This window comes from Pseudomonas sp. B22129, assembly GCF_044218875.1.
Lineage (GTDB): Bacteria > Pseudomonadota > Gammaproteobacteria > Pseudomonadales > Pseudomonadaceae > Aquipseudomonas.
This window is the reverse complement of the sequence record NZ_CP162592.1, coordinates 626417-650535: the sequence shown is the minus strand read 5'-3', so window position 1 is coordinate 650535 and position 24119 is coordinate 626417. Positions and strand designations below refer to the sequence as shown.

Genomic DNA, 24119 nt, shown 5'->3' with positions numbered 1-24119 from the left:
CGAGTTGGATCAGTGACGGAAGTGGCGCATGCCGGTGAAGACCATGGCGATGCCAGCTTCGTCTGCGGCAGCAATCACTTCGGCGTCGCGCATCGAACCGCCCGGTTGGATCACGGCGGTCACGCCGGCTTTCGCCGCGTTGTCCAAACCATCACGGAACGGGAAGAACGCGTCGGAAGCCATTACCGAACCCACCACTTGCAAACCTGCGTGCTCAGCCTTGATCGCAGCGATACGCGCCGAGTTCACGCGGCTCATCTGGCCGGCGCCGACACCGATGGTCTGGCGGTTCTTGGCGTAGACGATGGCGTTGGATTTAACGTACTTGGCCACTTTCCAGGCGAAGATCAGGTCGTTGATCTCTTGCTCGGTCGGGGCGCGCTGGGTCACGACTTGAAGGTCTTGGCTGCCGATCATGCCGATGTCGCGGCTCTGTACCAGCAAGCCGCCGTTGACGCGCTTGTAGTCCCAGGCAGCGGCGCGGTCAGCCGACCACTCGCCGCAGGCCAGCAGGCGCACATTGGCCTTGGCAGCAACAATGGCACGGGCTTCTTCGCTGACGCTCGGGGCGATGATCACTTCCACGAACTGACGCTCAACGATCGCCTTGGCGGTCTCGGCGTCCAGTTCACGGTTGAAGGCGATGATGCCGCCGAAGGCCGATTCGGTGTCGGTGGCGTAGGCCAGTTCGTACGCCTGACGGATACCGCCTTCAGCGTCCGGGCTGACGGCCACGCCGCACGGGTTGGCGTGCTTGACGATCACACAGGCCGGCTTGACGAAGCTCTTCACGCATTCCAGCGCGGCATCGGTGTCGGCCACGTTGTTGTAGGACAGCTCTTTGCCTTGCAGCTGGGTCGCGGTGGCGATGCCCACTTCGGCGGGTTTGGCTTCCACGTAGAACGCCGCGCTCTGGTGCGGGTTCTCGCCGTAGCGCATTTCCTGGGCCTTGATGAACTGGCTGTTGAAGGTGCGCGGGAACTGGCTGCGGCCTTCGGTGGAGAGTGTTTCAGCCGCCTGGTTAACGGTGCCCATGTAGTTGGCGATCATGCCGTCGTAGGCAGCGGTGTGTTCGAAGGCCTTGAGCATCAGGTCGAAGCGCTGGGCGTAGGTCAGGCCGCCGGCTTTCAGGCTTTCCAGCACGTTGGCGTAGTCGCTGGCGTTGACCACGATGGCCACGTCTTTGTGGTTCTTGGCTGCCGAGCGCACCATGGTCGGGCCGCCGATATCGATGTTCTCGATGGCGGTCGGCAGGTCGCAGCCTGGCTTGTTGATGGTGGCTTCGAACGGGTACAGGTTAACGGCGACCAGGTCGATCGGCTTGATGCCGTGCTCGGTCATGATCGCGTCGTCGGTGCCGCGACGGCCGAGGATGCCGCCGTGGATTTTCGGGTGCAGGGTCTTGACCCGACCGTCCATCATTTCTGCGAAACCGGTGTAGTCCGCAACTTCCACTGCGGCCACGCCGTTGTCCTGCAGCAGTTTGAAGGTCCCGCCTGTGGAGAGGATTTCCACGCCCAGGGCTTCCAGCTCCCGGGCAAATTCGAGGATCCCGGTCTTGTCGGAAACACTGATCAAGGCACGGCGGATCGGCAGGCGGGTAGTCTGGTCGGTCATTTCAATTTCCATCAAAAGCAAAGGAGTCAGCAAAAAAGGCGACCGTTTTTTACGCGGGCGCCTTTCTGGTTTGATTGAATGCTTACAGCAAATCGTACTGCTTGAGCTTTTTGCGCAAGGTCCCACGGTTCAGGCCCAGCAGCTCACTGGCTTTGGTCTGGTTGCCCTTGACGTAGTTCATCACGCTTTCAAGCAACGGCGCCTCGACTTCGGAGAGCACCAGGTTGTACACGTCCGTGACGGAGGCGCCCTCAAGGTGGGCGAAATAATTGTGCAGCGCCTTCTCGACACTCCCGCGAAGGGTCTGGCCTTCTTCGCTCGGCGTGTTGAGGTGCTGTTTCAAATTGACGTTGTCGCTCACGGGTGTTGTTCCACTCACTAAAGTCTCGGTCATCATCGTCATGCGGCCACCCCCTCTCCGTCCCCTGTCCCCAGGCTCTTGTAACGCTCGCTGAAAAACTCACGAACGTTGGCGCACTGTGCTTCCGTATCATCCAAACGATTGAAGTGGGCGCGAAATTCCCTGGCGCCCGGCAAGGTTGCGAGATACCAGCCGACATGCTTGCGAGCAATGCGTACTCCCATCACGTCTCCATAGAAGGCGTGCAGGGCGGCCAGATGCTCTAGCAGAATACGTTCCACCTCGATCAGCTCCGGTGCCGGCAACACGTCGCCGGTACGCAGAAAGTGCTCGATCTCACGAAAAATCCACGGCCGCCCCTGGGCGGCCCGGCCAATCAACAAGCCATCGGCACCGGTTGCGTGCAGCACGCGCCGGGCTTTCTCGGCTGAGTCGATGTCGCCATTGGCAAACACCGGCATCGACACCGCCTGCTTGATGGCGGCAATGGTGTCGTACTCGGCTTCACCGGTGTAAAGGTCGGCGCGGGTGCGGCCATGCACTGCCAGCGCTGTAATGCCTGCCTGTTCGGCGATCTTCGCCACCGTCAGGCCGTTCTTGTTGTCCCGGTCCCAGCCGGTACGAATCTTCAGGGTCACCGGCACATCCACTGCGGCGACAACGGCCTGCAGGATCTCGGCGACCAACTGCTCATCTTTCAACAATGCGGAACCGGCGGCCTTGTTGCAGACCTTCTTGGCCGGGCAGCCCATGTTGATGTCGATGATCTGTGCACCCAGCTCCACATTGGCCCGGGCCGCGTCCGCCAGCATCTGTGCATCTCCACCGGCGATCTGTACCGAGCGGGGCTCGGGATCACCTTCGTGGATCATGCGCATCCGCGATTTGCGGGTGTTCCACAAGCTCATGTCGCTGGTGACCATTTCCGAGACTACTAGACCCGCGCCCAAACGCTTGCACAGCTGACGAAAGGGCTGGTCGGTGACACCCGCCATCGGGGCGAGGATCAAGCCGTTCTGCAATGTGTATGGGCCGATGCGTACCGCCGACATAGGACTTCCCTGTTGTGGGGCCGGATCATTAGAGTTCGAAAAAGGGTTGGCATGATACCCGCTCTCGATGACTGGATAAAGGCTGAATTGGATAAAATCTGAACAGTTATTTCTTTATCGCGACCGGTTTGGTTGCGCGGGGTGAAGTCAAGAATCCGCCGTCAAACCTTGGTGCATCAACCGATTCACTCAGGCGAGTGGAAGCTCAGGCTGTAATTCACCGCTTTATTGCCCGGGTCGAGGATGTCCAGGGAAATATGGATCGGTGTCTGCGATGGCATTTCGCTCACTCCGGCGAGCTCACCGCTCAGGTATTCGCCAGGCTTGAAGCGACGACTGGCAATCAGGTTGCCGTTCAAGTCGGCAAAGCGCAGTTCCAGCAGCGGGAAGGGCTGGGAGAACGTTGCACGGTTGTAAATGATCGCGTCCACTACCAGTGCTCCGGCAAACTCAGGGTTGCTGCGCACCACCAGGTTGCTGCTTTTGATGTGAGCGATGTCGACCCGCGATGGCACGGTGCAACCCAGGCTTGGGCACAGTTGCTGGAACCACGGGCGGTAGGCGTCCTGGCGGGCCAGGTCGTCGAATTGGTAGGCGATGTACTGGCCTGCGAGGCCGGCGGCGGCCAGCAGTACCAGGACGATCCAGATCAGGCGGCGGCCCCAGCCGGATGGGCGCTTCTGTGCATAAAGATGCAGTGGGTCGTCTTCCAGGTCCTGCAGCATCTCATCGTGAACACTGGCCTCCGGGCGCGAGCGTTTACGGCGCGGCTGAGGGCGCTCTTCGGGTTCCGGCTCGTGCACTTCGTCGGTGACGGGGCTGAAGGGTGGGTCCAGTTCGTCATCGTCAGGGGTTGAGCGCAGCGGCGGTTCTTCGTCGACATCATCAATATGAAACGACATGGACGGCTCGGTGCGCTGCCGGGTCGCAGGCGCTTTGGCCGGTTCAGGTTCGTCTTCGGCTGCTGGCGTGCGTTCCTCAGGCGGTTCGCTGAACAGGCTGGCGGCCCATTTCTCTTCCTCGGCCTTGACCGTGTCACGGCTGGCGCTGAGAGACTCTTCTTTTTGCCTGCGGTCTATGCCGGCCTGGCGACGTTCGCCACCTGCCGGCTGAGTGTGCTGAATCTCGCGGCGTTCCAGCTTGGCCAGTTCTTCGTCCAGGTCCAGGTTGTCCAGGTCCAGCTCTTCGGCGGTCCACTGTTTCTGGCTGATGGCGCGCGGTGCCTCGGGGGCCGGCGCTGCAGGGGTTTCAACGACCGCCGGCTGCTCAGGTTCTGGTGCAGACGCGTGGGCGCGTTGCTCCAGCAACTGGCGGGCCGCGTTGAACACTTGCAGGCACGAGCCGCAGCGAACCACGCCACGGGCCACGCTCAATTGGGCGTGGCTGACGCGAAAGCGGGCTTGGCAATGCGGGCACTGGGTGACGAAACTGTCGGTCATGCGGCCATCCGATTCAGGCAAGCGCTCATTCTAGCGCCGACGACCGCTGATGCGTACCCAGCCATCACGGTTTGCGATCGGATCCAGCTCGAAATCCTGCGCATAAGCGGCAGCCACGTCTTCGCCCTGTTCGGCGAGGATGCCCGACAGTGCCAGGCGGCCCCCCGGCTTGACCAGGCTCGACAGCTGCGGGGCCAGCGAAACCAGCGGCCCGGCGAGGATGTTTGCGACCAAAACGTCGGCTTGCACCTGGGGCAGCTGCTCCGGCAGGTACAGCGGGAATTTGCCTTCAGGGATGTTGTTGCGGCCAGCGTTATCGCGCGAGGCTTCCAGGGCCTGCACGTCGATGTCGGTACCCACGGCTTCCTTGGCGCCCAGCAGCAGCGCGGCAATGGCCAGGATCCCCGAGCCACAGCCGAAGTCCAGCACGTTGCAGTCGTTAAGGTCCTGGCCGTCCAGCCACTCCAGGCACAGCGCGGTGGTGGGGTGGGTGCCGGTGCCGAACGCCAGACCGGGGTCGAGCAGCAGGTTGACGGCGTCTGGTTCAGGCGCGGCGTGCCAGCTTGGCACGATCCACAGGCGTTGGCCGAAACGCATCGGCTGGAAGTTATCCATCCAGCTGCGCTCCCAGTCCTGGTCTTCGATCACTTCACTGTGGTGCTCGGGCAGCGGGCTGCCGGTCAGCAGTTCCATATGGGCCAGGACGGCAGCGGCATCGGTGCCATCTTCGAACAGGGCGAGCAAATGGGTGTGGGACCACAGCGGGGTGGTGTTGAGTTCCGGTTCGAAGATGGGTTGGTCTTCGGCGTCCATGAAGGTGACCGAAACGGCGCCGACTTCGAGGAAAGCGTCTTCGTAGGTTTCGGCTTGTTCTGGGCTGATGGCGAGACGGACTTGCAGCCAAGGCATGGCGGGCACCTTTGAAAAATTGAATGTGCAGCGGGGTGGGCTGCGAAAGCGCGCAAGTTTACGCGAGCGGCGGGAGGGGTGTACACATAACAAATGTGGGAGCGGGCTTGCTCGCGAAAGCGGTGTATCAGCCAACACATCCATCACTGACCCAACGCATTCGCGAGCAAGCCCGCTCCCACAGGGGAATGTATCCATCCAGCAAAACCCAGGTGCCACAAACAACAAAACCGCCCGAAGGCGGTTTTGTTGGGTGGAGCACTTACTGGTTAGCCAGCTTGTGTTCCAGGTAGTGAATGTTCACACCACCTTCGCAGAAGCCTTCATCACGAACCAGGTCCCGATGCAGCGGGATGTTGGTCTTGATGCCGTCAACCACGATCTCGTCCAGCGCGTTACGCATGCGGGCCATGGCCTCGTCACGGGTAGCGCCCCAGGTGATCAGCTTGCCGATCAGCGAGTCATAGTTGGACGGAACCTTGTAGCCGCTGTACAGGTGCGAATCCACACGTACGCCGTTGCCGCCGGGCGCATGGAAATGCTTGACCAGGCCAGGGCTTGGGATAAAGGTTTTCGGGTCTTCGGCGTTGATCCGGCACTCCAGGGAGTGGCCGTGGATCTTCACGTCGTTCTGGGTGAAGGACAGCGGGTTGCCAGCGGCGATGCTCAGCATCTCCTTGACGATGTCGATACCGGTGACCATCTCCGAAACCGGGTGCTCTACCTGCACACGAGTGTTCATCTCGATGAAGTAGAAGCGGCCGTTCTCGTAGAGGAACTCAAAGGTACCGGCGCCACGGTAGTTGATGTCGATGCACGCCTTGACGCAGCGAGCCAACACTTCTTCGCGGGCTTTTTCGTCCAGGCCCGGTGCCGGGGCTTCTTCCAGTACCTTCTGGTGGCGACGTTGCAGCGAGCAATCGCGGTCACCCAGGTGAATGGCGTGGCCCTGGCCGTCGGACAGAACCTGCACTTCCACGTGACGTGGGTTGGTCAGGTACTTTTCCAGGTAGACCATCGGGTTGTTGAACCAGGCGCCTGCTTCAGAGCGGGTCTGCTTGGCGGCTTCGATCAGGTCTTCTTCCTTGTGCACCACGCGCATGCCGCGACCACCACCGCCACCGGCGGCCTTGATGATCACCGGGTAACCGACTTCGCGACCAATGCGCAGAGCGGTTTCCTCGTCTTCAGGCAGTGGGCCGTCGGAGCCTGGAACGGTTGGCACGCCGGCCGCGATCATGGCTTCCTTGGCGGAGACCTTGTCGCCCATCAGGCGAATGGTCTCGGCTTTCGGGCCGATGAAGGTAAAGCCGGACTTTTCCACCTGGTCGACGAAGTCGGCGTTTTCCGCAAGGAAACCGTAGCCAGGGTGGATGGCGGTAGCGCCGGTCACTTCTGCCGCAGCGATGATGCTTGGGACTTTCAGGTACGAGTTCGTGGCCAGTGGCGGGCCGATGCAGATGCTTTCGTCCGCCAGTTTCACGTGCATCAGTTCCGAGTCGGCCGTCGAATAAACAGCGACGGTCTTGATGCCTTGTTCCTTACAGGCGCGCAGGATTCGCAGGGCGATCTCACCGCGGTTGGCGATCAGGACTTTTTCCAGTTTCTTCGCAGGTTTCAACATCGAAGGCACTCCGCGGTTCAAACGATGGTGAACAGCGGCTGGTCGTACTCAACCGGCTGACCGTTTTCTACCAAGATGGATTCGATGACGCCGGCTTTTTCAGCGGTGATGTGGTTCATCATCTTCATCGCTTCAACGATGCAGATGGTGTCGCCCACTTTCACGGTCTTGCCGACTTCAACGAAGGCTGGCGAGGTCGGTGCCGGGGTGCGGTAGAAGGTACCGACCATTGGCGACTTGACCACGAAGCCGTTCAGCGCCGGAGCGGCTGGGGCGGCAGGAGCAGCGGCGGCAGCAGGAGCAGCGGCCGGCGCAGCAGCGGCTGGCGCCGGTGCTTGCATCTGTGGTGCGTAGAACTGTTGAGCCGGGGTCTTGCTGTGGCGGCTGATCCGTACGGACTCTTCGCCTTCCTTGATTTCCAGCTCGTCGATACCGGATTCTTCCAGCAGTTCGATCAATTTCTTAACTTTACGGATATCCATGAATCATCAACTCCCAAGGGTCGGTCAGGGGCGCTTGGCCGGTTGTTCAATGTGTTCCAGGGCGGCCTCCAGGGCCAGTCGGTAACCGCTGGCGCCAAGGCCGCAGATCACACCTACCGCTACATCGGAGAAGTAGGAGTGATGGCGGAAAGCTTCGCGTTTGTGCACGTTCGACAAATGCACTTCGATAAATGGGATGCTCACCGCCAGCAGCGCGTCACGTAATGCAACACTTGTGTGCGTAAAAGCGGCGGGATTGATCAAAATAAAGTCCACGCCTTCGCCGCGCGCGGCATGGATGCGATCAATCAATTCGTACTCGGCATTGCTTTGCAGGTAGAGCAGATGGTGGCCGGCTTCACGCGCCCTGCGTTCAAGATCGAGGTTGATCTGGTCCAGGGTCACTGCCCCGTAGACGCCCGGTTCACGGGTGCCGAGCAGGTTCAGGTTGGGTCCGTGAAGAACCAGTAAGGTCGCCATCGGCTGTTCCTTGTTATTGATGTGGGTACGGCAGAACCCGGCGACTATGCCGCAAAGCCTTTGTGACTGTCCAGTTCTATGCAGTAGGCAGCACGATTAGCGAGGATTGCGCAAAATTTGTGACTAACCCGTCGGATCTGGTCATTGGAAACACAGTTCTGACTACACCAGAGATTAAATGTGGGAGCGGGCTTGCTCGCGAATGCGGTGGGTCAGTGATGGATGTGTTGACTGAGACACCGCATTCGCGAGCAAGCCCGCTCCCACATTTTGATCTTCACTTGGCAATGGAACGGGTCAGACGCGAAAGGCCTGCACCGCCGTATTGAGCTGCCCACCCAGCACCAACAAATGCTCACCCTGGCTGCGCCCTTGCCCGATGCGCAGCAAATTATCCTCGCCCAACTGGTGAATCCGCTCGCTGTTGTCGCGAATCTCACTGACGGCGCCACTCTGCTGCGCGGTCACATCAGCGATGCGCACGGCGGTTTCGGAGATGGTGTGGATCGCACCGACGATTTCATCCAGCGCGCCATCCGCCGCCTGGGCTTGCCGGGCGGTGGCTTCGGCATGCTCGACCTGGGCGCGCATGCCTTCAACCGACTGATGGGCGGCTGTTTGCAGGCTGGCAATCAGGCCCTGGATTTCGGCGGTGGCGCCGGCGGTGCGCTGCGCCAACGAGCGGACTTCGTCGGCCACCACGGCAAACCCGCGCCCGGCTTCACCGGCCCGCGCGGCCTCGATGGCGGCGTTAAGTGCGAGTAAATTGGTCTGGTCGGCAATCGAGCGAATCACTGTCAGTACGCCGCCGATGGTGGCGGATTCTTCGGCGAGTTTCTCGATCATCTGTGCGTTTTGCTGCACTTCGCCGACCAAAGCGTGCAAGCCCGTCAGGCTCAAGCCAATCACCCGCTGGCCTTGCTCCACCGCCTGGCCCGCGCTGCGGCTGGCGCTGGCGGCCTGGCTGGCATCGCCCGCCACTTGCTGGATCGTCGCTTCCAGCTCGCCCAGGGAGTCACGAATCTGCCCGGTATCACCGGCTTGGCGCTCGGCGCCGTCGTGCAGCCCGCTGCTCAGTTCGGCAAGGGCGCGGCTGCTGCCGGCGACTTCCTCGGCATTGCCGCGAATGGTGCCCACCAGGTCCACCAGATACGCGCGCAGGCGGTTCAACGAGGCTTCAATATCGTGCAGTTCGCGGTTGGTCTTGCCCAGGGCAATCGGCTGGCTGAAATCGCCCTCGGCCCAAGTCGACAGAGCCGGTGCGAGGTTGGTCAGCACCCGCGCCAGGCGGCGTTGCAGGGTGTCGATCAGCAACGCGATCAACAAAATCAGGCCGATCATCACGCCCTGCATCAGGCGCACTTCGCCCTGGATCTTGCCGTGTTGCGCGCGCACCACCGGCTCAAGGCCGGCGATGGCTTGCTGCACGGCGGCGATTTTCAGGTGGGTGCCGGTGGCGAGGTCGGCGCGTTGCTGGATCTGGTCGCGGGTGCGCTTGAGTTCGGCCGGGTAGCGGGTCAGCAGGCTGTTGAGCTCGCGCTTGAGGTCGACGCCGGTGTCTTGTACTTCGGTTTTTTCGCTGTTTTCCAGGCCCATCATCGCGGAAAAGTCATCGGTGCTGGATTCGCTGCTGGCCTTCACACCGAGCAATGGCAACTGCGCCAACACGTCGGCCTGGGTACGGATGCTGGCGATTTCGCGCTCTACATCGTCAGCCAATTCTGCGCGGCCGCTGCTTACCAGCTTGTCGCGGGCCAGTGACAGCTTGCCCAGGTGCTGGGCCGCTGCCAGCAGGGGTGGCAAATAACGCGCGGCATCCGGCGAATTGACGCCCATCGCGTACTGGCTCAGTTGCTCCAGGTTCGCCCCCAGTTCGCGCTCGGCTTGCAGCAACAAGGCTTGCGGGTCGCCAGCCAGTTTGCCGGCGGCCAGCAGGTCGGTTTTGCTGAAAGCATCCAGTTCGGTCAGGCTCGGGCGCAGGTTTTGCGCGAGGTCGGCAGGCAGTTCATCCAGATGCTGCAACAGGTTTTCCAGGCTCTGGCTGGCACTGCTCAAGCGCAAGGCGTCGCCGCTGCCCAAGTAGTCGTCGATATTGCGTGCGGCCTGGTTCTGGAAGGTCTGCGACAGCCCGAGGTAACGCTCCATCAGCAAATAAGGCCGTTCCAGCGCCCGTTGCGACCACCACAGCGTCGCCCCAAGTGCCAGGCACACGGCCACCAGAAGGAGGGTATTGAGATTGGTCAGCAGCTTCAGGCGCATGCGTGGTTTCAACCGACAGCAAAAGATAAGTGCCTGAAGTTATTGCGTTTCCATTACAGAGTTATGACGGAATCGCTGGATTCCGGTGAAAAGATGGCACTTTGCTTTGACGTGCGCGCCGCTTGTACGCGGTTGCGCCCGGCGTCCTTGGCGCGATACAGCGCCTCGTCGGCCTGGGCAGCCATCATCAGGCTGTCGGAACCTTCGCACAGCTCGACCAGCCCGGCGCTGAAGGTGCACCACAAATCCTGGGGTTGGGCGGGGTAGTGGATTTCGGCAAAACGCCCGCGAATTTCGTCCAGCACCTTGCAGGCCGATTCCAGGTCGGTGTCGGGCATCACGATGGCGAACTCTTCGCCGCCGTAGCGCCCGATAAAGTCGGTCTTGCGCAAACGTTGCTTGAGAAACAACGCCAGGCTCTTGATTACGCGGTCGCCCATGGGGTGGCCGTGGCTGTCGTTGACCCGCTTGAAGTGGTCGATGTCGAGCATGGCAAAGCTCAGCGGCTTGTTCTCGCGGCGCGCGCGGAAGCTGCAGTCTTCGAGCAATTGCAGGATATGGGTGTGGTTGTACAGGCCGGTCAGGCTGTCGCGGACCATGCGCGCCTTCAGGTTGCGCGCTCGTGCGGCACGGTTGCGCACGGTGGTTATCAGGTGGCGCGGCTTGATCGGCTTGGTGAGGAAGTCGTCGCCGCCTTCGCTCATGGCATCGAGCTGTTTATCCAGGTCGTCCTCGGCCGACAGGTAGATGATCGGCACGCTGACATACCGGTCGTTGTGGCGAATCACCTTGGCCAGTTCGGTACCGGTACAGGCTGGCATATACATGTCGAGGATGATCAGGTCCGGCTGGAAATCCGCCAGCTCGGCCATGGCCTGGATCGGCTCAATCAAAGTGCGGGTAACGATGCCGGCACTGTTGAGCAGGCGTTCGGTGTGCAACGCCTGAGCCCGCGAGTCGTCGATGATCAGCACTTTATAAGGTTCGTACTGGGCGACGCAGGTCAGCACTTCGATTTTTTCCAGCAGGCTGGAGGCTTCCAGTGTGCCGGTGAGGAATTCCTGGCCACCGGCGCGCACGGCGGCGAGGCGGGTGGGCGTATCGGTTTCGTGCAGGCTGAAAAACAGCAGCGGCAGCTTTTGCTCCAGACCTTCCTGGGCCTCGGCGGCGAGTTTGAGGCCCAGGCCGGTGCCGCAAAAATCCACGTCCATCACAATCGCCGACGGCAGGCGCTCGGCCATGGAGGCGCGAAACGCCGCCACGCTGTCCAGGGACTGGGCGCTCAAACCAAAGAATTCAAGTTGCTTGGCCAGGCGCTCGGCACGGTCGTGATCGGCCAGCATCACGTAGATCGGCTTGCGCATCGGCGGCAGGAAGGTCTGTTCCAACTGGTCGCCCTGGCGCAAGCCGGTGCGGGACAAGCGCTGCATCAGGCGGTTGAGCTCGGTGATCAGCTGGCTGCTCAGGCGGCCGCGATTGTCGTCCACAGCTTTGAGGGATTCGCCGATATGCCGCGCCAACTGGCCGTGCTCCGGTTGTTCGAAACGTTCGGCAAAGCGCAGCAGGCGCAGGTTGGCCTCGCTGAGTTCGGACAAATCGGCGTTCGACCATTCGCTGCGTTGCAGGCGCTGCCAGATCTCAAGAATTTGACGTGCCTGATGAATTACCCGCTGGGCAAAATGGTGCTTGAGACGCTCACGGCTGGGGTCTTCTGGCTCGGTCATATCCTGACTACTAGTGAGGGCGCATGCTGAGGTCGACTGATGGCTCTATGCTAGCACCTCTTTTCCATTACATGAGTGTCATACGTCAATTAAGTACGGGTCTTGAGCATTCAGTTACCGACCTGTTGGTCGCGCAGCGTAAAAAACGTGCATCCTTTATAGTTGAACCTCGCGCACCTGCCACTTTCGGTTAAAAGCCCCGCATCCACGGGCACGATGGGGTAGGGTTGTGGTCGGAGTGTTTGAACGCACCCGGACCATTGACGTGCATGAACTCAAGTGATTGAAAGGATATCGCCATGCTGGACTGGAAAAACCGTGCAGGCAGCGCCAAAGGCCCTGCTCCTGAGCCCAAGTCGGCCAACCGCGGCTACTTTCGCAACCTGCTGATGAGCCGCGCCGTGCTCAGCGTGCTGGGTTTGTACCTGTTGGTCACCGGCGGCCTCGGCTGGTACTGGAGCGAAGAGCCGGCATTGTTCCCGGTCCAGCAAAATGCCCAGCTTGCCGCAGAAAAGGACGGCAAGCAGATGGTGGTGGGCTTCACCACCGTCGAAACCCTCAAGACCGTGGTCGGCACTTTGCTGAACAAGCCCGGCGGCTACATTTCCAACGACCGTTTCCCGCCAGGCCTGTGGATGGACAACATGCCGAGCTGGGAATATGGCGTGCTGGTGCAGGTCCGCGACTTGACCCGTGCCCTGCGTAAAGACTTCGCCCGTTCCCAATCGCAGTCGGCTGAAGATGCTGACCTGGCCAAGGCCGAGCCGCGTTTCAACTTTGACAACAAGAGCTGGGTGCTGCCGTCCAGCGAATCGGAATACCAGGAAGGCATCAACTCCCTGAGCCGCTACGAAGCGCGCCTGTCCGACCCGAATCAACGCGGCGCGCTGTTCTATGCGCGTGCCGACAACCTGAACAACTGGCTGGGCGATGTCGCTACCCGGCTGGGTTCGCTGTCGCAACGCCTGTCGGCCAGTGTCGGCCGGGTCAAGCTGAACACCGCGCTGAAAACCGAGGCCCTGGCGCCGGGTGAAGTGCCGCAGGTCGATGAGGAAGTGGTGGAAACCCCATGGATGCAGATCGACAACGTGTTCTACGAAGCCCGTGGCCAGGCGTGGGCCTTGTCCCACTTGCTGCGCGCCATCGAAGTCGATTTTGCCGACGTGCTGGCCAAGAAAAACGCCACCGTCAGCGTGCGCCAGATCATTCGTGAGCTGGAAGCTTCGCAGGAACCGGTTTGGAGCCCTATGATTCTTAACGGCAGTGGCTTTGGCATCCTCGCCAACCACTCGCTGGTCATGGCCAATTATATTTCCCGGGCAAACGCTGCCGTTATCGATCTGCGTCAGCTCCTCAACCAGGGGTGATGATGGACGCTACTCAAAAGGAGGCCGCCCACCGAGCGGCTTCCGATGCTGAACTGATCTGCTGGGTCGACGAGCGAGACAACCTGCTCGGCGCCCTGGTCAGGTCCGACCTGCGCCAGCGCGGCCTGATTGGCCGTTGCACCTTTATCTTTCTGTTCAACTCCGCCGGCGAGCTCTGCGTGCACCGGCGCACCCTGAGCAAGGCCATGTACCCGGGTTTCTGGGACACGGCGGCGGGCGGGATGGTCGCGAAGGGTGAGTCCTACACCTTGTCGGCGGCTCGGGAGCTTGAAGAGGAGTTGGGCGTCAGCGGCGTGGAATTGGTCGAGCACGACCATTTCTACTTTGAAGACGGCGACAGCAAACTCTGGTGCAAATCCTACTCGGCCGTCTGGGACGGCCCCCTGCGGCTGCAGCCCGAAGAAGTCATGGAAGCGCGCTTTTTACCCCTTGAAATTGTCCTGCAGGAAGCTGAACAAAAGCCCTACTGCCCGGACGCGCAAGAGGGCTTGCGGCGCTATCTGGCCTCACGTCGCTAAAGCTGCATAAATTGGCGCCATTTGGCCCTTAGCAAGTCGGCTTTTTGCCGTTACACTGCGCGACTTTTCACCCGAACCACCCTGCTGTTAGGAGTCGGTTGGTTCGGTAGCGCTGCCCCTGCCTGAGTGGGGCTTCGCGGTCGGTAACCCTCATTGTGAGTACCGATCAGTCTTTGTCCTCCCAAGAGGATTGCCGGTGGCCAAAAAAGCCGCATCCTTCGCCGCCCTTGGTGGCCTGGTATTTTCCACCGACGCAGGTCGACACTGCCCGGACTGTCGTCAGCCCGTGGATTCGTGTACCTGTAAACAGACCCTGATCCCTGAAGGCGACGGTATTGCCCGCGTGCGACGCGAGAGCAAAGGCCGTGGCGGCAAGACGGTGACCACCATCACCGGCGTTCCGCTGGCCGAGGATGCCCTGAAAGAACTGGCCACCACGTTGAAAAAGCGTTGTGGCACCGGTGGCGCGTTGAAAGACGGCGTCATCGAGATTCAGGGCGATCACGTCGAGTTGCTGTTGGCCGAGCTGATCAAGCTCGGGTACAAGGCCAAGAAGTCCGGCGGCTGAAAGCCTCTTCCCGACCTGTGTCTAAACTCTGTCCTGCGCGTGGGGTCCTACCTTTCACGCAGGCAAATCGTCATTTTCATTCTTTAGACTGCGCCAGCCTCTGATAGGGGCGGTGCCTTCGACTTCATTTATAGGGGACTTCGATGTCCGTACGACGCACACGCAAAGACGATGGCAGCCAATGGACAGTTGCGGACAGCCGCAGTGTTTACGGGATTCGCCATTGGGGGGCCGGGTATTTCGCGATCAATGATGCCGGTCGCGTTGAAGTCCGTCCGAACGGCCCGAACAGCACGCCTGTCGACCTTTACGAGCAAGTCGACGAACTGCGCAAGAGCGGCCTGTCACTGCCGTTGCTGGTGCGCTTCCCCGATATTCTGCAAGACCGTGTACGCCAATTGACCGGTGCCTTCGATTCGAACATCGAGCGCCTGGAATATCAGAGCAAGTACACCGCGCTGTACCCGATCAAGGTGAACCAGCAGGAGGCGGTGATCGAGAACATCATCGCCACCCAGAACGTGTCCATCGGCCTGGAAGCCGGTTCCAAGCCTGAGCTGCTGGCCGTGCTGGCCCTCGCGCCGAAGGGTGGCACCATCGTCTGCAACGGTTACAAGGACCGTGAGTTCATCCGCCTGGCCCTGATGGGTCAGAAGCTGGGCCACAACGTGTTCATCGTGATCGAGAAAGAATCCGAAGTTGAACTGGTGATCGAAGAAGCCGCCAGCCTCAAGGTCAAGCCGCAGGTTGGCCTGCGCGTGCGCTTGTCGTCCCTGGCCTCGAGCAAGTGGGCGGACACCGGCGGCGAGAAGTCCAAATTCGGCCTCTCGGCGGCGCAACTGCTGTCCGTGGTCGAGCGTTTCCGCGCGGCGGGCCTGGATCAGGGCATCCGCCTGCTGCACTTCCACATGGGTTCGCAGATCGCCAACCTGGCCGACTACCAGCACGGTTTCAAGGAAGCCATTCGTTATTACGGTGAACTGCGCAACCTCGGCCTGCCGGTGGACCACATCGACGTCGGCGGCGGCCTGGGTGTGGACTACGACGGCACGCACTCGCGTAACGCCAGTTCGATCAACTACGACATGGACGACTACGCCGGTGTGGTCGTGGGTATGCTCAAGGAATTCTGCGACGCCCAGAGCCTGCCGCACCCGAACATTTTCTCCGAAAGCGGCCGTTCCCTGACCGCCCACCACGCCATGCTGGTGGTGCAGGTGACTGACGTCGAGAAACACAACGACGAAATCCCGCTGATCGAAAACAAGGAAAGCCTGCCGGAAACCGTGCAATGGCTGGTGGACCTGCTGGGCCCGACCGACATTGAAATGGTCACCGAAACCTACTGGCGCGCCACTCACTACATGAGCGACGTGGCCACCCAGTACGCCGACGGCAAGATCACCCTGGCTGAAAAAGCCCTGGCCGAGCAGTGCTACTTCGCCGTATGCCGCCGTTTGCACGACTCGCTCAAGGCCCGCCAGCGTTCGCACCGCCAGGTGTTGGACGAGCTCAACGACAAGCTTGCCGACAAATACATCTGCAACTTCTCGGTGTTCCAGAGCCTGCCGGACACCTGGGCCATCGGCCAGGTCCTGCCGATCCTGCCGCTGCATCGCCTGGATGAAGAGCCGCTGCGCCGCGCGGTATTGCAGGATTTGACCTGCGACTCCGACGGCAAGATCAAGCAGTACGTCGATGAGCAGTCCATCGAGACCAGCCTGCCGGTGCACGCCCTGAACGAGGGCGAGGACTACTTGCTGGGTATCTTCCTGGTCGGTGCCTACCAGGAAATTCTGGGTGACATGCACAACCTGTTCGGTGACACCGATTCGGTGAACATCTACCAGCGTGAAGACGGTTCGGTATACAGCGCCGGCATCGAAACCCACGACACCATCGAAGACATGCTGCGTTACGTGCACTTGTCGCCGGAGGAGCTGATGACGCACTACCGTGACAAGTGTGCGAGCGCGAAGATCAGTGCCAGCGAGCGCACCCAGTTCCTGGATGCATTGCGCCTGGGCCTGACGCGCTCGTCTTACCTGTCCTCGTAAGTACGGTCGACAGCGATCCAAAATGTGGGAGCGGGCTTGCTCGCGCATGCGGTATATCAGTCACGTATGTGTTCACTGACCCACCGTATTCGCGAGCAAGCCCGCTCCCACATTTGTATCTGAGTTTGGTAGTCGCTTCATTGTGAGGGCTGGATAATGTCGAGCAAGTACCTTCAAGCATTTACCTTGATTGTCGCGGCGCTACTGTCGGCCTGCTCCCCGATCAAAGTACTCAACGCACTCACGCCCTCCAGCACCTTCACCAAAACCTCCGCCATCGCCTATGGCGATGACCCCCGCCAGAAACTCGACGTCTACCGCCCCGTCCCGGCCGTGTCCAACGCCCCGGTCGTGGTGTTTTTCTACGGCGGCAGCTGGAACAGCGGCTCGAGGGAAGACTACGGTTTCGTCGGCGAAGCCCTGGCCTCGCGCGGCATTGTGGTGGTGATCGCTGATTACCGGCTCTACCCCCAGGTACGTTACCCCGCTTTTCTCCAGGACGGCGCCAAAGTCGTGGCCTGGGCTCACGAGCACATCGCCGACTACGGCGCCGATCCCGTGCAGATGTATGTGATGGGCCACAGCTCCGGCGCGTATAACGCGTCGATGCTGGCACTGGATTCGCGCTGGCTGAACGCGGTGGGTTTGTCGCCGTCAATCTTCAAGGGCTGGATTGGCCTGGCCGGGCCGTATGACTTCCTGCCGATTGAAAACCGCGACGTGCGCCCGGTGTTTTTCTTCCCCGATTCGCCACCGGACTCGCAGCCGATCAACCACGTCAGCGCCAGTGCGCCGCCCAGCCTGTTGATCGCTTCGAAGGACGACAACCTGGTCAACCCCACGCGCAATACCGGGGGGCTGGCGAGCAAGTTGCGCACGGCGGGCGTGCCGGTCGAAGCGTTCTATTTCACCAGGACCAACCACGCGACGCTGGTGGCGTCTATCGCCAAGCCGCTACGTTGGCTCGCGCCTGTGCTGGACCGCGTAACCGCTTTTATCCAAGCCACTGATCCTGCCGGTTCAAGCGCCAGGCAATCGCCCACAAAGTAAGGCTGCGCAGGGCCATGAACAACAGGAAGGTCAGCCACAGCCCGTGATTGCCCAGGCCCTGCAAGGCCCAGGCAACCGGCACGGTCAGCAGCACGGTCAGCAGCATGCCGTTGCGCATTTCCCGGGCGCGGGTGGCGCCGATGAACAGGCCGTCGAGCAGGTAGCTCCACACCGCAATCAACGGGAGTACTGCCAGATAAGGCAGGTAAAGGTCGGCGGTTTCGCGCACGCTGGGGATGTCGGTTTGCATGGCGATAAACAGATGCCCGGCGACAGTGAACAGCAATGCAAAGCCAATGCTGGCGATCAGCGACCAACCGCCCGCCACCACCAACGAACGACGCAGCGACTGGCGGTCATGGGCGCCGATGGCATGGCCGCACAGGGCTTCGACGGCGTGGGCCAGACCGTCCAGCGCATGGGCGGTCAGCAGCAGGCCGTTGAGCAACAGCGCATTGGCCGCCACGGTGGCGTCGCCCAGGCGTGCGCCTTGTACCGTGATCATGAAAAACACCGATTGCAGCGCCAGGCTGCGGATAAAGATGTCGCGGTTGACCGCTAACAGCGGGCGCCAGCTTTCCCACAATTTCAACGCGGCCCAGGCGATGTGCCCGGGGTAGGCGCGCAGGGCTTTTTGCGTCAGGGCCAGGCCGAGCAGGGCGCCGGTCCATTCGGCCACGACGGAGGCGCGGGCCGAACCCACCACGCCCCAATCCAGGCCAAGCACGAACCACAGGTTCAGGGCGATATTCACAAGGTTCGTCGTCAGCAAAATCGCCAGCGGCGCGCGGGCGTTTTGCGTGCCGAGGAACCAGCCGACCAGCGCATAGCTGGCAAGTGCGGCGGGCAAGCCAAACAAGCGCGTGTGGAAAAAGTCTTGTGTCAGTTGATTCAGTTCGGGGGACGGCTGCATCCATTCCAGGGCCAGATGGCTCAAGGGGATGCCCACCGTGCCGAGCAGCATCGCCAGCCCCAGCGCGAGCAACAAGCCCTGCAACAGGATTTGCCGCAATGCCGCGCCATCGTTACGCCCGGCAGCCTGGGCGGCGAAACCGGTGGAGCCCATGCGCAGAAAACCCATGGCCCAGGCGAGGAAGGTATACAGGCTCGCGCCGACGGCCACGGCGCCCAACTGGTGGGCGTGAGGCAGGTGGCCGATGACCATGCTGTCGACCAAGGCCACCAATGGCACCGAGATATTCGACAGGATCATCGGCGCGGCCAGGGCCCAGACGCGGCGATGGGTGGAGCGGTGGCGCCAGTCGGTGAGCAGGGAAGTCATGGAGGCTCCTTGGGGGAGCGGCATTGTAACCATCCCTCAATGCCACTGCAGAACCAATGTGGGAGCTGGTGAGTGTGGGAGCCGGGCTTGCCCGCGATGGCGGTGCATCAGTGCAAAGTTTTCTGCCTGGCACACCGCGATCGCAGGCAAGCCAGCTCCCACAAGGTTCTTCATTGTGTGTGGGATTTGGCCTGGCCTTACGTCTTGTAAAGAACCAAACCACCCTCCGTCGGTCAATGTGACCAGCACCACATCGGCCCCCTTCGGGCTGATATATAGTTCACCCCTCGGACCCCTCTCCATAAGAGTGCCTCATGCTTAACAAAGGACTGTTCCTGGCTTGTGCGCTGGCCCTGCTGAGCGCCTGCGACTCCTCCGACAAACCCGCTGCGCCAACCGCGCCAGCCGCGACGACGGTTTCCCCCAAGCCTGCGAAAGCGGCAGTGGACGTGGCGGCGCTGAAGCAGCGTTACGCCAGGCGTGAGTTGAACGTGGTGGATGTGTCCGAAGTGCAACTCGACGGGGCCAGCACACTCTCCGTGAGCTTTTCCATCCCGCTGGATCCTGAGCAGAAGTTCGCCGACAAACTGCACCTGGTCGACAGCAAATCCGGCAAGGTCGATGGCGCCTGGGAAATTTCCGATAACCTGATGGAGCTGCGCCTGCGCCATCTGGAGCCGCAGCGCAAACTGGTGCTGACGGTCGATGCCGGCGTGAAGGCGGTCAACGACAACAAGCTCGCCGCCGAGTACAGCGCCCGCCTGGAAACACGCGACCTGCAAGCCACCGTCGGTTTCGCCAGCCGTGGCACCCTGTTGCCGACACGATTGGCCGAAGGCCTGCCGGTGATCGCGCTGAACGTCGACAAGATTGACGTCGAGTTCTTCCGTATCAAGCCTGAATCCTTGCCGTCGTTCCTGGCCCAATGGGGCCGCAACACCAGCCTGCAAAGCTATGAGTCCCGCGAACTGCTGCCCATGGCCGATCTGGTCTACGGCGGCCGCTTCGACCTGAACCCTGCCCGCAACACCCGTGAAACCCTGTTGCTGCCAATTGCGGGCCTCAAGCAATTGCAACAGCCGGGTGTGTACCTGGCGGTGATGCGCGCCTCGGGCACCTACAACTATTCGCAACCGGCCACGCTGTTTACCTTGAGTGATATCGGGCTGTCGGTGCACCGCTACGCCAATCGCCTGGACGTCTTTACCCAGGCACTGGAAGGCGGCAAGGCGCTGGACGGCGTCGACCTTGAGGTGCTTGACGCCGAAGGTCGCGTGCTCGGTCAGGGCAAAACCGAGAAGGGCGGACATGCCGAGTTGCCGCTGCCGAAAAAAGCCCAGGTGTTGTTGGCCAAGCAAGGCGAGCAAACCAGCCTGCTGCGTCTCGACAGTGCTGCACTGGACCTGGCCGAGTTCGACATCGGCGGCCAGCCCTCTCACCCGTTGCAGTTCTTTGTTTTCGGTCCGCGCGACCTGTATCGCCCAGGCGAAACCGTGCTGCTCAACGCCTTGCTGCGGGACAAGGACGGCCAGGCGGTCAAGCCACAGCCGGTGAGCGTCGAAGTGCGCCGCCCGGATGAACAGGTCAGCCGCAAATTTGTGTGGGACGCTGACGCGTCCGGCCTCTATCAATACCAGTTACAACTGGCCGGCGAAGCGCCGACCGGCCGCTGGCAGTTGGTGTTCGACCTCGGCGACGGCAAGCCGCAGCTGTATGAGTTCCTGGTTGAGGACTTCCTGCCCGAGCGCCTGGCGCTGGAACTCAAAGGCAGTGACACGGCGCTGAGCCCGGCGGATAACCCGGTGATTCAGGTCAACGGTCGCTATCTGTATGGCGCGCCGGCCTCGGGCAATCGGGTCAGCGGGCAAGTCTATGTGCGCCCCCTGCGCGAAGCCGTCAAATCGTTGCCCGGCTACCAGTTCGGCTCGGTCACCGAGGAAGAGTTGAGCCAGGATTTCGAGCTGGACGAGAGCGTACTCGACGCCAAGGGGCAGGAAGCGCTGACCCTGGAAAGCAAATGGGCCGATGCCAAATCGCCGCTGCAACTGATCGTACAGGCCAGTTTGCAAGAGTCGGGCGGGCGGCCGATCACCCGGCGCCTGGTGCAGCCGATCTGGCCAGCCGAGCAACTGCCGGGCCTGCGTGGCCTGTTTGATGGCAAGGAAACCAACGGTGACGGCCCGGCGGAATTCGAAGTGCTGGTGGCCAACCAGGACGGGCAAAAACTTGCCGCGCCAAACCTCAAGGTGCGCCTGGTGCGTGAGCGCCGTGACTACTATTGGAACTACTCCGAGAGCGATGGCTGGAGTTACCACTTCAACGAAAAATTCCTCAACCTCGACGAGCAGACCCTGAACATCAAGGCCGGCGACACCGCGAAGGTCAGCTTCCAGGTGGAGTGGGGCCCATACCGTGTTGAAGTCGAAGACCCGCAGACCGGTCTGGTCAGCAGCCTGCGTTTCTGGGCGGGCTACCAGACCCAGGACAACACCGAAGGCGGCGCCGTGCGCCCGGATCAGGTGAAGCTGGCGCTGGATAAACCCGCGTATGGCGACGGCGATATCGCCAACGTCACCGTGACTCCGCCTGCCGCAGGCAAAGGTTACCTGCTGGTGGAGTCCGCCGAAGGGCCGCTGTGGTGGCAGGAAATCGACGTACCGGCCGAGGGCAAAAGCTTTGCCGTGAAGCTCGACCCGAAATGGTCGCGCCATGACCTGTACGTCAGCGCCCTGGTGATTCGCCCTGGCGAACGTAAAGCCAACATCACCCCCAAACGCGCGGTCGGCCTGTTGCACCTGCCTCTGGATCGCACCCAGCGCAAACTCGGCGTGACCCTCACCGCGCCAGAAAAAATGCGCCCCAAACAGCCGCTGACGGTGAAGGTCTCGGCGAAAAATGCCGACGGCAGCGTGCCGAAACAAGTGCATGTGCTGGTGGCGGCGGTGGACGTGGGCATCCTCAATATCACCGATTACCCGACGCCCGATCCGTACTCCAGCCTGTTTGGCCGCAAGGCCTATGGGGTCGACCAGTTCGACATTTATGGCCAGTTGATCGAAGCCGGACAAGGCCGTTTGGCCAGCCTGGCCTTCGGCGGTGATGCGGCGCTGGCCAAGGGCGGCAAGCGCCCCGACACCAGCGTAACCATCGTCGCCCTGCAAAGTGCGCCGGTCACCCTGAATGAACAGGGCGAGGGCGAAGTCAGCGTCAATATTCCCGACTTCAATGGCGAGCTGCGCCTGATGGCCCAGGCCTGGAGCGATGACCGCTATGGCATGGCCGAAGCGAAGACGGTGATTGCTGCGCCGTTGATTGCCGAACTGTCGGCGCCGCGCTTCCTCGCCGGTGGCGACCAGACGACGTTGGCGCTGGACCTGTCGAACCTGTCGGGCAAGGCGCAGAAGCTCGATGTGCAACTGACTGCCGAAGGGCAGTTGGAGCTGGCCAACGCGGGTGCGCAAACCGTTGAGCTCAAGCAAGGCCAGCGCACCACGTTGCGTATTCCGGTGAGAGCCTGGGGCGGTTTGGGGCAGGGCAAGCTCAAGGTGACGGTGAACGGCCTCGATCTGCCGGGTGAAAACCTGCCGCCGTTCAGCCGTGAATGGACACTGGGCGTGCGCCCGGCTTACCCGGCGCTGCTCAAGCATTACCGCGCGGTGCTCAAGGATCAGCCATGGAACCTGCCGGCGGGCACGCTGGATCAATTCGACGCCTCTGGGCGTGAGGCGCTGCTGAGCCTGTCGAGCCGACCGCCGCTGAACCTCGGCGCGCAGATCAGTGCGCTCAAGGCTTATCCCTACGGTTGCCTGGAACAGACGGCGAGCGGTTTGTACCCGTCGCTGTATGCCGATGATGCATTGCTCAAGCGCCTGGGCGTCAAGGGCGAGTCGGACAAAGAGCGCAAACGCAAGATCGAACTGGGCATAGAGCGCCTGCTGGGCATGCAGCGCTACAACGGCAGTTTTGGTTTGTGGGGCGCCGACGGTGAAGAGGAATACTGGCTGACCGCTTACGTCACCGACTTCCTGCTGCGCGCCCGTGATCAAGGTTTTGCGGTGCCACCCGAAGCATTGAAGAAAGCCAGCGAGCGCCTGCTGCGGTATGTGCAGGAACGCAACCTGATCGAAGTGGATTACAGCGATAACGCTGACCACACCCGCTTTGCCGTACAGGCTTACGCCGGCATGGTGCTGGCGCGCAGTCAGCAGGCACCGTTGGGTGCGTTGCGCAGCCTCTTTGAACGCCGCAGCGATGCGCGTTCCGGGTTGCCGCTGGTGCAACTGTCCATCGCGCTGCAGAAAATGGGTGACCAGCCGCGCGCGGATCAAGCCTTGCTCGCCGGTTTGGCGGCGCAGCGCAACGCCAATGAATGGCTGGCCGACTACGGCAGCCCGCTACGCGATCAGGCAATGATCCTGGCGTTGCTCGAAGAAAATGACCTGGCCAAAGGCAAGCGCGAGGAGCGTTTGTTTACGCTGTCGGATCAGTTGGCGGCCAGCCCGTACTTGTCGACTCAGGAACGCAATTCGCTGTTCCTCGCCGGGCGCCTTGGCTTCTCGCAGCCCGAGACGAACTGGCAGGTGTCGCTGACCGGCAGTGGCGGGGCGCAAGCGTTGGACAATCAGCACTCAACGCTGGAACTCGAAGGCAAGTTGCTGTCCAGCGACCTGACCTTGAGCAATCAGGGCGAGGCGCCGGTGTATCAGCAACTGACGATTTCAGGTTATCCACAGGTGCCACCGGCGCCGGGTGGCGACAACCTGAGCATCCGCCGCGAATACCTGGGCATGAACGGCCAACCGCTGAACCTGCGTAACCTCAACAGTGGTGATCTGGTGCTGGTGCATTTGGCGGTAAGCGCCAAGCAGCGCGTGCCGGATGCCCTGGTGGTGGACCTGCTGCCCGCAGGCCTGGAACTGGAAAACCAGAACCTGGCACAAAGCGCGGCCAGCCTGGAAAACGCCAGCAGCCAGGTGAAGGAATGGCGTGAGTCGATGCAGAACGCGTCGCTCAAGCATCAGGAGTTTCGTGACGACCGTTATGTGGTCGCGATGAACCTGGATGGCTCGGGCACTACGCACCTGTTGTACCTGGCGCGGGCTGTGACGCCGGGGACTTACCGCGTGCCGCCGCCGCAGGTGGAGTCGATGTACCGGCCGAACTGGCAGGCGGTGGGGGAAACCCCGGCGGATCTGGTGATCAAGGGCCGCTGATAGTTTGGCTTGGAATGGGAGCTGGCTCGTCGGGTCGCTGCGATAGCTATCTGTCAGTTGATGCATCTTTGATAGATACATCGCTATCGCGGGCAA

General features: G+C 61.5%; 16 protein-coding genes and 1 pseudogene. 6 read left to right on the top strand and 11 right to left on the bottom strand.

What is annotated here, in order from left to right:
• Positions 1–9: 9 nt before the first annotated feature.
• From purH to AB4P94_RS02975, 10 genes and pseudogenes are all read right to left on the bottom strand, one after another.
• Positions 10–1617 (bottom strand): bifunctional phosphoribosylaminoimidazolecarboxamide formyltransferase/IMP cyclohydrolase, encoded by a 1608-nt coding sequence (gene purH, locus AB4P94_RS03020; RefSeq protein WP_395609341.1) that lies wholly within the window; start codon positions 1615–1617, stop codon positions 10–12.
• A gap of 82 nt (positions 1618–1699) precedes the next feature.
• Positions 1700–2020: a DNA-binding transcriptional regulator Fis gene (fis, locus tag AB4P94_RS03015; protein WP_002555375.1), complete on the bottom strand. Its 321-nt coding sequence runs from the start codon at positions 2018–2020 to the stop codon at positions 1700–1702.
• Positions 2017–3030, bottom strand: coding sequence for a tRNA dihydrouridine synthase DusB (gene dusB / locus AB4P94_RS03010; protein WP_395609340.1), 1014 nt, complete (start codon positions 3028–3030; stop codon positions 2017–2019). Before dusB ends, fis begins: the two co-directional genes overlap by 4 nt.
• Positions 3031–3215: 185 nt before the next feature.
• Positions 3216–4469, bottom strand: a complete 1254-nt coding sequence (locus AB4P94_RS03005) for a DUF3426 domain-containing protein (protein WP_395609339.1) — start codon at positions 4467–4469, stop codon at positions 3216–3218.
• 30 nt (positions 4470–4499) lie between these two features.
• On the bottom strand, positions 4500–5378 hold the full coding sequence (gene prmA, locus AB4P94_RS03000) for a 50S ribosomal protein L11 methyltransferase (protein ID WP_395609338.1): 879 nt from the start codon (positions 5376–5378) through the stop codon (positions 4500–4502).
• Between the two features lie 262 nt (positions 5379–5640).
• Complete coding sequence (accC, locus tag AB4P94_RS02995) at positions 5641–7002, bottom strand: acetyl-CoA carboxylase biotin carboxylase subunit (protein WP_395609337.1); 1362 nt, start codon at positions 7000–7002, stop codon at positions 5641–5643.
• Positions 7003–7019: 17 nt separating this feature from the next.
• Positions 7020–7484: an acetyl-CoA carboxylase biotin carboxyl carrier protein gene (gene accB, locus AB4P94_RS02990; RefSeq protein WP_003188191.1), complete on the bottom strand. Its 465-nt coding sequence runs from the start codon at positions 7482–7484 to the stop codon at positions 7020–7022.
• A 24-nt stretch (positions 7485–7508) separates the two neighbouring features.
• A complete protein-coding gene (aroQ, locus tag AB4P94_RS02985; protein ID WP_016972516.1) occupies positions 7509–7964 on the bottom strand; it encodes a type II 3-dehydroquinate dehydratase in 456 nt (151 codons plus the stop codon).
• A 297-nt stretch (positions 7965–8261) separates the two neighbouring features.
• Positions 8262–8777: pseudogene (locus AB4P94_RS02980) on the bottom strand (methyl-accepting chemotaxis protein); the annotation flags it as partial.
• Positions 8778–10276: 1499 nt separating this feature from the next.
• Positions 10277–11947, bottom strand: a complete 1671-nt coding sequence (locus AB4P94_RS02975) for a diguanylate cyclase (protein ID WP_395609336.1) — start codon at positions 11945–11947, stop codon at positions 10277–10279.
• A 299-nt stretch (positions 11948–12246) separates the two neighbouring features.
• On the opposite strand from AB4P94_RS02975, the gene AB4P94_RS02970 reads away from it, so the two are divergent.
• The 5 genes from AB4P94_RS02970 (at position 12247) to AB4P94_RS02950 (ending at position 17528) form a co-directional block, all read left to right on the top strand.
• Positions 12247–13314 (top strand): DUF2333 family protein, encoded by a 1068-nt coding sequence (locus AB4P94_RS02970; RefSeq protein WP_395609335.1) that lies wholly within the window; start codon positions 12247–12249, stop codon positions 13312–13314.
• Positions 13315–13316: 2 nt separating this feature from the next.
• Complete coding sequence (locus tag AB4P94_RS02965) at positions 13317–13853, top strand: NUDIX hydrolase (RefSeq protein ID WP_395609334.1); 537 nt, start codon at positions 13317–13319, stop codon at positions 13851–13853.
• Positions 13854–14049: 196 nt separating this feature from the next.
• Positions 14050–14421, top strand: coding sequence for a translation initiation factor Sui1 (locus AB4P94_RS02960; protein WP_005784408.1), 372 nt, complete (start codon positions 14050–14052; stop codon positions 14419–14421).
• Positions 14422–14564: 143 nt separating this feature from the next.
• Positions 14565–16478, top strand: coding sequence for an arginine decarboxylase (gene speA, locus AB4P94_RS02955; RefSeq protein WP_395609333.1), 1914 nt, complete (start codon positions 14565–14567; stop codon positions 16476–16478).
• A 156-nt stretch (positions 16479–16634) separates the two neighbouring features.
• Positions 16635–17528 carry an alpha/beta hydrolase gene (locus tag AB4P94_RS02950; protein ID WP_395609332.1) on the top strand — a complete coding sequence of 298 codons (894 nt, stop codon included), beginning with the start codon at positions 16635–16637 and terminating at the stop codon, positions 17526–17528.
• Here the strand turns inward: AB4P94_RS02950 and AB4P94_RS02945 are convergent.
• Positions 17473–18810, bottom strand: coding sequence for an MATE family efflux transporter (locus AB4P94_RS02945; RefSeq protein ID WP_395609331.1), 1338 nt, complete (start codon positions 18808–18810; stop codon positions 17473–17475). The genes AB4P94_RS02950 and AB4P94_RS02945 overlap by 56 nt on opposite strands.
• 314 nt (positions 18811–19124) lie before the next feature.
• On the opposite strand from AB4P94_RS02945, the gene AB4P94_RS02940 reads away from it, so the two are divergent.
• Positions 19125–24023: an alpha-2-macroglobulin family protein gene (locus AB4P94_RS02940; protein ID WP_395609330.1), complete on the top strand. Its 4899-nt coding sequence runs from the start codon at positions 19125–19127 to the stop codon at positions 24021–24023.
• Positions 24024–24119 lie beyond the last annotated feature (96 nt).

Coding starts and splice junctions, on each gene's coding strand:
- AB4P94_RS02940 (WP_395609330.1), top strand. CDS start 19,125: ATGCTTAACAAAGGACTGTTCCTGGCTTGTGCGCTGGCCCTGCTGAGC.
- AB4P94_RS03005 (WP_395609339.1), bottom strand. CDS start 4,469: ATGACCGACAGTTTCGTCACCCAGTGCCCGCATTGCCAAGCCCGCTTT.
- AB4P94_RS02970 (WP_395609335.1), top strand. CDS start 12,247: ATGCTGGACTGGAAAAACCGTGCAGGCAGCGCCAAAGGCCCTGCTCCT.
- prmA (WP_395609338.1), bottom strand. CDS start 5,378: ATGCCTTGGCTGCAAGTCCGTCTCGCCATCAGCCCAGAACAAGCCGAA.
- AB4P94_RS02945 (WP_395609331.1), bottom strand. CDS start 18,810: ATGACTTCCCTGCTCACCGACTGGCGCCACCGCTCCACCCATCGCCGC.
- aroQ (WP_016972516.1), bottom strand. CDS start 7,964: ATGGCGACCTTACTGGTTCTTCACGGACCCAACCTGAACCTGCTCGGC.
- speA (WP_395609333.1), top strand. CDS start 14,565: ATGTCCGTACGACGCACACGCAAAGACGATGGCAGCCAATGGACAGTT.
- fis (WP_002555375.1), bottom strand. CDS start 2,020: ATGACGATGATGACCGAGACTTTAGTGAGTGGAACAACACCCGTGAGC.
- purH (WP_395609341.1), bottom strand. CDS start 1,617: ATGACCGACCAGACTACCCGCCTGCCGATCCGCCGTGCCTTGATCAGT.
- accC (WP_395609337.1), bottom strand. CDS start 7,002: ATGTTGAAACCTGCGAAGAAACTGGAAAAAGTCCTGATCGCCAACCGC.
- dusB (WP_395609340.1), bottom strand. CDS start 3,030: ATGTCGGCGGTACGCATCGGCCCATACACATTGCAGAACGGCTTGATC.
- AB4P94_RS02975 (WP_395609336.1), bottom strand. CDS start 11,947: ATGACCGAGCCAGAAGACCCCAGCCGTGAGCGTCTCAAGCACCATTTT.
- AB4P94_RS02950 (WP_395609332.1), top strand. CDS start 16,635: ATGTCGAGCAAGTACCTTCAAGCATTTACCTTGATTGTCGCGGCGCTA.
- AB4P94_RS02965 (WP_395609334.1), top strand. CDS start 13,317: ATGGACGCTACTCAAAAGGAGGCCGCCCACCGAGCGGCTTCCGATGCT.
- accB (WP_003188191.1), bottom strand. CDS start 7,484: ATGGATATCCGTAAAGTTAAGAAATTGATCGAACTGCTGGAAGAATCC.